Origin of the sequence: Glaciimonas sp. PCH181 (assembly GCF_003056055.1) — a bacterium.
GTDB lineage: Bacteria > Pseudomonadota > Gammaproteobacteria > Burkholderiales > Burkholderiaceae_D > Glaciimonas.
Genome location: NZ_PYFP01000001.1, coordinates 610,375 through 622,743 on the forward strand (window position 1 = coordinate 610,375; position 12,369 = coordinate 622,743).

Below are 12,369 nucleotides of genomic sequence, written 5' to 3' on the forward strand. Positions count from 1 at the left end.
TTCAACAAAAAAAGGCGGCCGACTATGAAGCAACGTATCAATTTTGCAGCTGAGTATGGTCGCTTGCTGGGGCATCGTGGCGATCAGATCAGAATGCACCGATCATTACGGGTGCTGGAATTCCCCCGCAGTCGCTGGTTGCAAATCGTGCTGCTGCCGCTGGGGTTGAATGTGCTGACGTTGTTGGCAGTGACGCGTTTAGCGCGGTTTTGGTCGATTTTTTTGTTATTTTGGTTTGATCGACTGGATCTTCCCGGCCAGATAACGCACACCGGGCAATTTGCATTGTTGGGGCAACTGGTGACGGTTCCTGCGATCCATCTGGCGGGTGCCATCCCGACTACCAGTGGCTGGCTTTTGCATATTGCGCTGACATTATTTGTGCTGGCGTTATCGTTTTGGCTGCCGATTAGTTACATGCCATTGCGTTATTTATTGCGTGTGCTGGTGTTTGTCCACAGCACAGCGCTGTTCTATTTCGGCTTTTCTCCGGCATCATTTCCTTATGACCTGGAGACTTATTCACGTGATGCACTAGTGATGATGATTGTATTTTTGCTTATCATCCCTTGGCTTCTGGCTTTTTCTTACTACATCTATTCTTTTCCAGTCGCAAAAAAAATAGGTTTCACGCTGGTGATGATGCTGTATTTTTGTGTTTTTGCGCCGACGCAGTTATTGGTCCATGCAATTTTTTTGTATCATTTTTCTGCTTTAATGCTGCCGTTGTTGTATTTGGTTTTTGGGGCATTTCTCAACGTGATGCTCTTTATGGCATTTTATTCATGGGCAATGAGCGAATGATGTTTAGATTGATTTATGCGGTTTGCGCGTAACGCGGGGTAAATGACGCGCAGGGCCCGCACAACCCGTAATAGCCCTTTAATGAAGTGGCGCAGTTGTTGTGGGGCGGGCAGCTTCTCTTTGGCTTGAATGCCATGACACATTTCTTCACAGAGTTGGGCCAAATTATCTTCCTGCACGATCAGTAAAGCCCCTTTTATTCTGTGCAGACGTCCATCCAATGTCGCTCTATCTCCGTCATTAAATGCGTGCAATATTGCCCACAGATCGTCACGATAAGTATCTAAAAATATCATCGCAATATCGACATCGAAGCCCTCTGCGCTGGGATATCGCTGTGATAGTGGCGCAACTGGCGGTATTAGCGGTGCTGTCTCTGGCACAGCCTCTGGTTCGCCAATGCCTGTATAACGGGCCAGCGCAGCTTTAAGTTTGGACAGCGATATCGGTTTAGTCAGCAAAGTATCGATCTCAGGAAGAATAAGGGCAATGTGGTCGTTTACGACGCTTGCGGTCATGACGATGATGGGGGTGGATAAGCCGTTTCGACGGAGCGACGGAATCAGTTCATGCCCGCTCATCAGCGGCAGTCGCATGTCGGTCAGTATTAGTTCGTAGGGTGCACCGGCTAGGACGGAGCTGGCGCGTTCAAGCGCTGCTAAGCCGTTATCGACGAAATCGACATTGACGTATCCTAATGTGAATAATTGTTTTTCGAGAAGCTTTCTGCAAACGGGGTCGTCTTCCACTGCGAGTATTCGCAGCGCTAAGGGGGCATTAATGGCAATGGCGTGGGGCTGCGAGTGCATGACGTTTAACATTCCGCTGCTCGCTTGCGTCTTCTCTGGCGAAGCAACGAGCGCAATGGCAGCAGGACTGCTGAGCATTAATTTCACCAGAACGGTTGTGCCAGTACCGTAGACGCTTTGAATGGTTATCTTGCCGCCCATCGCATCGACTAACTGCTTGCAGAGTGACAAGCCAAGCCCGGTGCCGCCAAATTCATGGGCGATGCCCGCATTGGCTTGACTGAATGGTCTGAATAGATATTTTTGATCGTGCGTTGTAATGCCGACGCCGGAATCCCGAACCGCCATTTGCAAAACATAGCCAGTATCCTGCGCTTGTCCGGTGATATCTAGAAGAACCTGACCTTCAGAGGTAAATTTTGCGGCATTCGATAGCAAGTTATTAAGAATTTGCGTCAGCCTTCCTGCATCGCCAATGAATACGTTCGGTATGGTCGGGCTTATCCGGCATTGGAACGCCACGGATTTTCTTTCTAGCGCGGGCGTCCACAAATGGGCGCAATGTGCGACCGTTTGGCGCAGATTGAAAGGCGCGTTTTCTAACGATAGCTGACCTGCCTCTATCCTTGAAATGTCGAGTATGTCATTGATGATGCGAAGCAGCGATTGAAATGAACCCCGGATGGTGTGCACCAGTTCGCGTTCGGCAGGGGCCAATGATGCCATTTCCAACAGTTCCAGATGGCCTGCTGCGCCGTGCAGCGGCGTGCGTATTTCATGGCTGATTAATGCCAGAAAAGTTGATTTCGCTTTGTTGGCTTCATCGGCTTCTATCTTGGCGCTGTGTAAAACGCGTTCGGCATGTTTCTGTGAGGTAATGTCGCTTAAGCAGCATAGCAGCACGTCATTGCACAAATAGCGTGTGCGCGTAAACATCGCCAACGCATAGTCGGGGTCAGTATTTGCCGCAGCGGCAGGAAGTTCCAACACGGCATGCGTCAGCATTTGGCTGCCATCGTTTCCGGCGCGTTCGGCTTCTTCCAGATTTTTATAGCAGACCATCAGACGTTGATGGAATGGTCGCATATCGTTTGATGGGCAGTTTCTGCTCGCGATGGCGCATGCTTGCATGTTGTCTAGCAAAAGCTCGCCGGTGCGATAATTCAATACAAAAAATCCCAAAGGTGCCACCGTCATCATTGCCCGGTTAAAGGCTTCGCTATCGTGTACCCGCAGTGCTTCGCTGAAGACCGGCACAAATATCAGCCGATTAAACAGAATAACTAACGTCCAAAGCATCAGGCTGAGCAGCAATGCCAGGCCCATCGTAAAAAGAATCTTGGCGTTGAGTGTGCTCCACAACATTGTCCAGTCAAACGTATACAGCATGATCCAGCCAGTGTTCCCGATGGGATGACTTAATGCGACCAGCGTAGTGTCGCCGGCAAGCAGTGTATTGAGAGAATTAGTGTACGAGGTCGTATATTTTTCCAGCGTCACTGGCCGCTTTTTTTCGCGGGCCAGCGTTTGTCTGGCGACTTCTTCGGTGACTTCACCCGATAACGCAACACCGTTTGCCGCGATAACGGCAAAACCGCTCGTCATTGGCTGTATCAGGAAATGGCGCGCGAATTCTTCAACCGGAAAACTGATGACTAATACAGAGAACGCTTTGTCGCCATGAAATATGACCGCAGCGCGGCTGATGATTTGCTGACCTGTCAGTTTGTCGGTGTAAGGCGTGACCCAGACAGTTTTGCCAGCGCGTAATTGTGCCGGGGGTATTTTTTCGATTGCAGCTTCAATCGGTGCGACGGCGTCATCGATGAAGGTGTGAGCGGCAGATGGCGTCGGTTGCTGCCGGATGGCGGGGCGGACGTTCTGCGGCATATGCACACCGAGAAATGTTTTGTTTTTGTCATACAGCATGATGTATGTGCTCTTGCCAGCTTGCGCGATATTTCTGACGCCGGGCACGACATCATAGAATTGATGTAGCAAGCTGGCTAACATCTCCGGCTGCTCTGTTGGCGTTAGTGTCGTGGTGATGGATATTTCGGCGGGTGCTGTGACGAGGACGTCGAGGTTGTTTGACGACGGGTGATCAAGCGGATTGGCAGTATCGCGCAGGCGCGAAAAAAGGATATCATTTTGCGTTGCAGTGGGCTGTGGCAGTGCCGCGTAATGGGGCGTCGATGCTGGCGTCAGTGCGGTATTTCTTTGTTGGTCCAGAAATTCTTGTCTGATAATGATCTGGCGCATTTTGGCATCTGCGGCAATGACCTTGATGGCAACCTGACGTTTCTCGCTGTCGAATAACAGACGTTGGGTATGAATGAAGTTTTCTGCATACATCGCCACACCGATGACAGCGGCACACAGCGCCAGTATCGTAAACATGGTGGCACCGCTATACAGTATCCATTGATGATAGCGCCCCAGCAGTTTGACGGGGCTATTTGCAGGTGTCAGCCAGCGTTGCGCAAAGCGGGTCGAAAACGGTATTTGCCCCGCATACATGGTCATCGCGACGTGATAGAGGAGACAAGTTGCTCATTGCTAAGCATATGAAAGAATTCGATATTACTTTTCGTACCAAGTTTTTTCATCAGTAACTGCTTATGGGCGCTGACCGTTTTCACGCTGCGATTTGTCAGATCGGCGATTTCGGTTAATGTCAGTCCACGTTGCAGTAGGCGGATAGTTTCTATTTCTTTGGGTGTAAATGAGACGCGACCGACAGTCGGGGAGCGTTCGCCTTTACCCAGTGAAAGAAGATTTTTCAGCATGTCCTGCGTCGTTGCAGTATCGGTAAATTTGTTCCCGAAACGAACTTCTTGAACGGCGTTAATAACATTCCGCATATCGCTATTTTTCCGGACAAATCCGAATACTCCGCATTCCAGCGTATTGCGAGCGGTTCCCAGATCATCACGCGCTGAGAGAATAATAATTTTGAGGGGAGGATATAGTTGCCTGATTTTTTTTATCATCGGCAAGCCATCCGGCAGATCATCGCCGTAAAACGAGTAGTCGCAAATCAGAATGTCGCAAGGAAACGTCTCCAGCGCTTTAAACGTTTCAGCCACTGTTTTTGCAGTGGCGACGATACTAATATTTTTATCCGTTGCGAGTATTTTTTCAACGCCATGCAAAAGAATAGGGTGGTCATCTGCAATGATAATTTTGCAGATTTCATTGGTAGAGCTTTGATCGATCGGATGCCAGATGTCAGACATATTTTTCTCCTTGTCTTTCTATTTACAAAAAATGGGGCGGCTACCTGACCGTATTCTTAAGTGATTTTCATCACGCCAGAATGAGTAGAATTATCCCTAAAATGGGAGAATTTTGCGTTAGGATAGATCTCTTTTTACGTTGGATTTAACTGTAAAAATGGGCAGATTATTCATCTGTAAAAGATTTTTCTTGATAAGCAACAGTGGATCGTACCGGATTGTTGTCACCTCTGGTGAGAGTGTCGCAGTTCATTGGCTGTTAGTGTGCTGCCGCAACGCGCCAGTGAAAAAGTAGCGCAGATTCGCTGCACTATTTCCTCTAAAATTAATACCAATAAATACCCAAAGCCTTAACCGCAATTAACTTAATTGCTTAAGTATTTCACTGGCAGCACGTCGACCAGAATCATACGCGCCATGCACAGTTGCATACGATGCGTGATGCGTTGCTTCTCCTGCCCAAAACAGTCGCCCCGCAAGCGGCATGGCCAATGCCCTGCGATTACGCGCTACCGTACCGGCAGGCGTATAAGAGTAAGCGCCGCGTGCATAAATGTCTGCCTGCCAGTCGTGCGTCGTAAAGTCGAGCGGTGTCAGTGTCGGCATATTCAGGCTGGTACGCAACATTTTTACGCCATAATCGCGGGCATTTTTTCGTGACATTTCCAGAACATGACGCGCTTTATCGCCTGCTAACCAACCCACTATCACAGCATCTTGTTCCAGTACCTCATAGCCCGCAGAGGTGCTCCACCATTGGCCCGGCGTAGCATCCAGATCAAGCAAGCCTGTTGCATCTGCAGGCATAATATTTTTCGGAAACTTGTAAATCAATTTGGTTGCAGTCACTACGCCGACAGCGTCGATATCGTTCCATCTGGCGATTGGTAAGTCCGGGAAAAAACGCACGTCACGGTGTTTTAGTACGCCGAGCGGTATGGTAATAACGGTTGTTTTTGCTTTCAAAATATGGGTCTTGCCATCCTTTAGATAGTGAATGGCGACGCCTTCTTCGGTACGATGAATTTCTGTCACGGGTGCATTCAACACCACGTCAGCGCCTTGCGCCAATGGTTTCAGAAGCTGATCATAACCGCCTAAAAGACGGAAGTCGTTATCGGGGAAATCTTCGCTTTCATCATCATCCGAAAGGCCAAGCGCTTTAGCTGCATCGATAAAACGGAAAGGCTCGTTATCCAGATCTTGCTGACGTACTGCCAACGGTAACTGCGCGTTGGTGATGCCGGTACGCTGCATGTACGCTTCCATTGTTTCCTTGTTATACGGCGCAGACGCGATAGCGATATTTATTATATTTGCTTCTGGATATGCTAATTCTGGGGTTACCCAAGAACCGTCTTTATACGCTAGTGTTTGATCCATCAATAATGTTTTGATACCTTGTGCACGGATGATGTCCCATGTCGGCACCTTGGAACCATGAATCAGCTCCGCACCTAATTCTATCGGTGCAGTCGCGAAACTCCGGTCGGTATGTATACGGCCGCCAATGCGATCTCTGGCTTCGATAATGACAACTTTCTTGCCAGCCTTTCTAAGCGTATGCGCGGTCGAGAGACCAGCCATTCCTGCGCCGATAATAATGGTGTCGTAATCATCAGCTAATGCTTCAGACGACGCGATGGCGTTAAAAGGGCTGAGCACCGTATGCGTATTGCATGCCGCCAGGGTGATTCCGCCTAGTCCCATTGCAATTAATAATTTTCGTTTACTGCTGCGCATATTTTTCCTGATTCTGTTTGAATATAAATAAATGATTGATGGTGGTAAGAAAGCCAGCTCAGTGCTGCCGCCTTGCTATCAGAATGGGTGTATATTTTTTCGCCAGTGTTTATATGTCGATCTGAATTACAGCGTCATTCCGGTAATGACACGGTAGAGTTCAGAGTCATTACGTACCCGTAATTTTTCCATTGCGCGTAACTTGTGGGCGCTGACAGTTTTAATGCTGAGACTCATACGTTGCGCAATATCTGTCAGGCGGCTGCCTTTTCCCATTTGGCGCAATACTTCTAATTCTTTTGGGCTGATCACAGCAGCGTCTGGATTTCGATGCAGCATGTTTTTCAGTAAATGATGCTCGACGAACGTTTCGCCTTTCAATACCGTGTGGATGGCTTGAGCGAGAACGTCTATATTGGCGCTTTTACTGAGGTAACCGGTGGCGCCGGCTTCCAGCGCCGCGCGGATGATGATGGGAGAATGATGCAGAGATACAACCAGAATATTAGTACTGTAATTTTTTCGGATATGTTTAATCAGGCTTTGACCATCCAGCGCATGTAACGGATGCGGATCATCGCTATTGGTTTGCAATGAGTAGTCCAATATCAAAAGATCGGGATTATCCGCTTTCAGAACCGCAAACAATTCTTTAGGAGATGCAACGTCGGCGATGACGTTATATGGCGCCTGTGAGCCAGTCGACTCTGTACCAAACCCGTCTGTTGATGGCAAATTGTTGACGAGGGAGACCAGGCCTTTACGGACAAGTGTGGAATCTTCGACGATCACGATATTGATAGACATGGGGGAAATCTCCGTTGGTATAGGTGGTCCACAGAACGTCTTCATTGATACGCCGCATCAATTAGTCGACAGCAGAATGTTTAGTTACGCGATAAAAATTTGTCCTGACTTGTTAATGAGAAGAATATTCTTAATGACAGCAACCGTGAATGGGATTTGTCCCAAAGTGATTGCATCAAAGGCGCTGGGATGTAAATAATCAATAGGAATAGCTTTGTCGGTGTGCTTTCGATTCAACTATCGCATCGTAGAAATGATGGTCTGCAATTTTTTAAACATGCAAAAAAATGGAAAATAGATATATCGATTGATCTGCAATCTGCGATTTTGATCAGATAAAATTTAATACGGTATCGCAAGAATTTTTGTAGCACCAAAAAAAAAGCCCCGATAAATCAGGGCGGCTTTTATGATCAAAGACCCGGTGCCGATATGGCTAATTCGGCACCGGATTATTTTAATGATAGATCAATTACTTACTAATCTTAATCCATGCATCATCCCAGTTGCTACCAACGCCCGGTGCATAATGAGCAGGAGATTGTTTGCACCAACCAGCGTATGGGAAAGGCTTACATTCATAAGTTGCGCCATCTGCGGGTTGAAATACCAGCGAACCTGCAACGTAAGAATCTACGTTATTCGGGTAAGTGAACTCGTAATCGCCAGCTACCGGCACAACTGGTACTTTAGGCGTTACCGGCACAACTGGTACGACGGGCACAACAGGCACAACAGGCACAACAGGCACAACTGGTACAACAGGCACAACTGGTACAACAGGCACTACCGGTGCAACAACGTCGCCGCCAGTTAATTTGAACGGTGATTGCTTCTGAATCAGTTTGCCCGACTTGGCTTTGCCGACTGTGACAAGTTCATAGTTACCGGCTACTGCTTTCTCGATATTCAATGAGAAATGTTCCGAACCGTCGTTCACGTCTGCTTCGCTGCGTGCAACTTCTTCTTTATCAGCGTTATAAACAACGTTTTTCACATTGCTGGAATCGCCCAGGGCTTTAACATCAAAATGCAGTGTGACTTTACCATTTTCGATTTTGTAGCTTGGTTTAATGCCACTGACATCCATCGAGAAAATAGGATTTGCGCGTTGGATATCAATCATGATTCCGGTGACTTTACTATTTTTCTGCACGTAGGCGTTATTCGTACCAAACGCTGGCTTCACTTCATCATCTTTAGTAAGTTGACCTGCTTTGTATCCGGTATTCTCAGCATTGATTTTCGTTGCCAGGGCATGCGGCCATTGGCTGCTTTTGCCTTCATCATCGCTGCGAATGTCCATTACAACCTCTTTGCTGCGGTCTTCCGTACCTGCAACCATTACCCGTGCACGAATAACTGTGTCGGCTTTCAGATCAGTAGGGCTTGGTTGAATCGAACCAACTTCTTTCCATTTGGATGGTGCGACAGCTATGTCATTTTGAATATCCACGTCGATGACCTGATAAAAACTAGCTGAAGTATCTGAGGTTTTCCATGCTGCCAAAATGACGTGATAGCCACTGCGGTCAGCAGGAATATTCACTTGATGGTCAGAGTGCATAATGCCGCCGTTTGGCTTAGTGCCATTGTGTTCTTGCGTAGCAATTGCCGCTGTTTCAAACGATGCGCGTGACAACGGCATGTTTGGATTCCAGTCTTTTTTCGTGATGAAAAATTGCCAATACGCAGTAATATGATCGGCGGTGTATTTCCACTTAAACGTGTTGATGCCCGGCTTGACCTTGGTTTTGCTCCAGCGATTTGCTGTTTGTTCATTCAGGGAACCGTATTTGTCGGTGAGACCACCCGCTGCGATATCGCCATCCTTTGGGCCCCCAATTGGGAACGCTTCTTTACCTGGCTTAGTTAAATCGAAGGCAGGACCGCCGCCGCCCCATTCAACACCTTGCGGTTCGTATGGCTCGATGCAACCTGTATTCTGACCTACATAGCATGCCAATGACCGACTAGGAGGAGACTCCACATAACCGTGCGCAACCGCTTGTTGCGCGACCAACGAACCCAGTACAAGCGTTAATCCCAGCGATAACTTACCCAGTGTTTTCGTATTAACTGATGACGACATTTGATAAAACCTTTGTGAGTTGATAAAAATTATTTTTTACGTCAAACAAACATCGCCGCATCGGTTTATGTGCCGGCCGCATAGCTGCTGTTGATCTGAAGCATTGTGCGTTTTTGGAGGGGGATTTAATATCTGACAAAGGCGTGATTTGACTAAGATAAAGCGATAGGGAGAGGTAGAATTATCCGCACTGGATAAGTGGCAAGCGCGCAGTTGGCGTGAGGTTGTGTAGATGGTGATGGCGTAAAAAAAGAGGGCGACATTGTCGCCCTCTTTTTTGCTGAATAACCTTTACGTTTGCTACGTAACGGTTCTCAATGGTGTTACTTCAAATCGAATTGCGCTTTCAGCCATACGGTACGGCCCGGTTCATTGATCCGTGTGGTTTGATTAAATCCAGGTATCGCGGAACCGCTGCGGCTAAGGTGTTCTGCATAGACTTTATTGGTGATATTGTCGACACCTGCCGAAATCAGCATATCTTTACGCGGTTTCCAGCCAGCATTCACTGAGAATATCGTAAATCCTGCGCTGGCACCCAAATCTTGCCCGGCGATATTGCCCTTGTTCAGATCAAAACGATTTTGGGATGCAACAGTGCGCACCATGGAGGCGAGCGACCATATTTTATTATCGAAAGTAAGACCGAATTTGCTTTCCAATGGTGGCATTTGACCTAGCGCTGTATGGTCTGTCAAATTGTTGCCGCGTACATAATTCACCGACCCATCAAGCGTCCACAGCTGATTCAGTGCATACGTTGCGCCGATTTCGCCACCCCAGGTTGCTGCGTCGACATTGCGTGCGATAGAGATGCCGCGCATTCCGCCTTTGGTTACATTCGATTGAATCAGAATGTAATCTTTTACAAAGCTGGTGAAGCCAGATGCGGTCAGGTTTAATGGCCCGGCTTTATACAAGACACCAACGTCAATCTGCGCGGTGGATTCTGGATTCATGCCAAAAGCGCTGGTGCTGTTGGCACTTTGTTTGGCGATAATTTCCCAGTAATCAGGGAAGCGTTGCGCAAATCCCAGGCCAGCGTAGGCTGTCATCGGGATGCTGATCAGATCGCGTTCATAACGTGTAAATCCACTTCCGAGTATGGCATCGGCGGAGTTTCCTGTAGCTTGGCGCAAATCCGCGACATGCCAGAAATCTGTTCGCAATCCAGAAATGACGCGTTGATTTTCCTTTTCGCCCAGATGTTGCGTCAACTCACCGAACAAGCCGACATTGCGGAATTTGGCGTTGTTAGTGCGCGGGTTATTTTTATATGAAACTGTTTCAGATGTGAAGCCCATACCAGCACGGGCACGGTGCAGATTACTCTGTACATCGAAGCCTGCGACCAGTTGTGTTGCGTCACTCAGATTTAATGTGACCGCGGCGCGACCGCCTTCTGTTGTACGGTCTGGATTCATTGCCATCAGCATCTTGCCTTTTGGAGGCGTCCGTAAGCTGTAGTTATCCATTACATGATCGATGTAATTATGATAAATCTGCGCTTCGACTTTGCTAATCATCGGCGAGATATTCCTCTTTTGAAACTTTAGTCCGACAGTTGATCGGGCGAAGCTGGCGCCATCCATACGACGATCGGCATAAGCAGCCTGTCCATCGCTTTTTGCCACCGACAATTCTAGCAGCGTGTTGTCATCTGGTGTCCATCCAAAGGCTGCGCGACTACTCCAGCGCGTGTAAGAGGAATGCACGGAATTGCCGTTGCCATCGCGATAATCACCGGAATGGGAACGAGTAGCGCCAGCTTCGACATAGAAGTCAGACAGGCTATAGCGCGCGCTGGCGACTTCATCATGACGATCGAAATTGCCTGTCAATGAACTGAGATTGAACTTCAAACCCGGTGGCGCACGGCGTGTACTGCGCTCAAACAAGACCGTACCAGCAGAACTGCCAGGGCCGTATAGCACGGTTTGCGGACCTTTAATGACTGTTATTTTGTCGTATTCAGAGGGAAAGATATACGCCGTTGGCGGGTCCATACGGCCACCGCAACCACCTAAAATTTGTTGCCCATCCATCGCGATATTCAATCTTGAACCCGCCATGCCGCGCAATACAGGGTCGCCATCGGTGCCGCCTTTGCGGATGACTGAGAAGCCGGGAATAGTTTTCAGATAGTCTGCACCGTCTTGTGCTGGAACCGGTTGGCGGGGGGCTTTTGGGTCGGTCACGATCGTTAGTGGTGCTGACATTTGCGGTGCGGTCACGACGACTTCTGGAAGTGGTGCGTGTTGTTCTATGATCCGCAAATTTTCTGGCGTCTGGGCCTGAACATTATTGATAAAAAGGGCGCTTAGAACGAAAGCAATCGGAGTAAGTTTGAAGCGATTCGTCATTGTGAAATCGTTAGATGCTAAGCCAGTCGCGACTATGCCTGCTGACAGCGGGGACGCCGCTTTGTTGTCAGCTTCAGCTTTACTCACGATGAGCTTAATGTTTAAAAAAAAACGAAATATCAAAAATGCTGGCAGCAAAGCGATTGAGTTCGGACGTAGTCGCTACCTCGCAGGCAATCGCTACATTCAGAAACAAAAGTGATATCGGTCGACAGATGCATTCCTACATTCGAATACGTTTGGTGCGATACATTCTGAGCACTTGTATCGAGAAAAAATATTGGATAAATCCAGAGATTCGACAAGAAAAATCTATATTTGACAAAGACAAATCTTTGTTTTGGTGGGCGGACCGTATCGGTCTATCTATCGAAAGCGGGTGCGAATACAATAGCGCCGCCTTGAATCAAGGGACATGCTGAAGTTGGATGAATATGTATTGAATGCGTGCCGTTTATGGATAAATCCTTATTCGGACGGACGTTGCAACGCAGGGCTATTACGCGAAGTGCATGCTGCATCGGCCGAGAATTCTCGCTTTTTTAAACATCGAAAATCGATACTGCATAGCC

The 12,369-nt window shown here is 48.0% G+C and carries 7 protein-coding genes; 1 reads left to right on the top strand and 6 read right to left on the bottom strand.

Annotation, left to right across the window (positions count from 1 at the left end):
• Window positions 1-24 precede the first annotated feature (24 nt).
• The gene (locus C7W93_RS02615) at window positions 25-804 is read left to right on the top strand and encodes a hypothetical protein (RefSeq protein WP_108438613.1); all 780 of its coding nucleotides are present in this window, start codon (window positions 25-27) and stop codon (window positions 802-804) included.
• Here C7W93_RS02615 and C7W93_RS02620 read toward each other — a convergent pair.
• The 6 genes from C7W93_RS02620 to C7W93_RS02645 form a co-directional block, all read right to left on the bottom strand.
• Window positions 780-4,073 (bottom strand): hybrid sensor histidine kinase/response regulator, encoded by a 3,294-nt coding sequence (locus C7W93_RS02620; RefSeq protein ID WP_161539860.1) that lies wholly within the window; start codon window positions 4,071-4,073, stop codon window positions 780-782. The two genes, C7W93_RS02615 and C7W93_RS02620, sit on opposite strands and share 25 nt — an antisense overlap.
• 2 nt (window positions 4,074-4,075) lie before the next feature.
• Window positions 4,076-4,792 carry a response regulator transcription factor gene (locus C7W93_RS02625; RefSeq protein WP_108438615.1) on the bottom strand — a complete coding sequence of 239 codons (717 nt, stop codon included), beginning with the start codon at window positions 4,790-4,792 and terminating at the stop codon, window positions 4,076-4,078.
• 360 nt (window positions 4,793-5,152) lie between these two features.
• Window positions 5,153-6,535: an NAD(P)/FAD-dependent oxidoreductase gene (locus tag C7W93_RS02630; protein WP_108438616.1), complete on the bottom strand. Its 1,383-nt coding sequence runs from the start codon at window positions 6,533-6,535 to the stop codon at window positions 5,153-5,155.
• A 126-nt stretch (window positions 6,536-6,661) separates the two neighbouring features.
• Complete coding sequence (locus tag C7W93_RS02635; RefSeq protein WP_161539861.1) at window positions 6,662-7,342, bottom strand: response regulator transcription factor; 681 nt, start codon at window positions 7,340-7,342, stop codon at window positions 6,662-6,664.
• Window positions 7,343-7,814: 472 nt separating this feature from the next.
• Complete coding sequence (locus tag C7W93_RS02640; protein WP_108438618.1) at window positions 7,815-9,434, bottom strand: lytic polysaccharide monooxygenase; 1,620 nt, start codon at window positions 9,432-9,434, stop codon at window positions 7,815-7,817.
• A gap of 323 nt (window positions 9,435-9,757) precedes the next feature.
• Entirely contained in the window at window positions 9,758-11,884 is a 2,127-nt protein-coding gene (locus C7W93_RS02645) for a TonB-dependent copper receptor (protein ID WP_225869732.1), read from the bottom strand.
• Window positions 11,885-12,369: the final 485 nt, after the last annotated feature.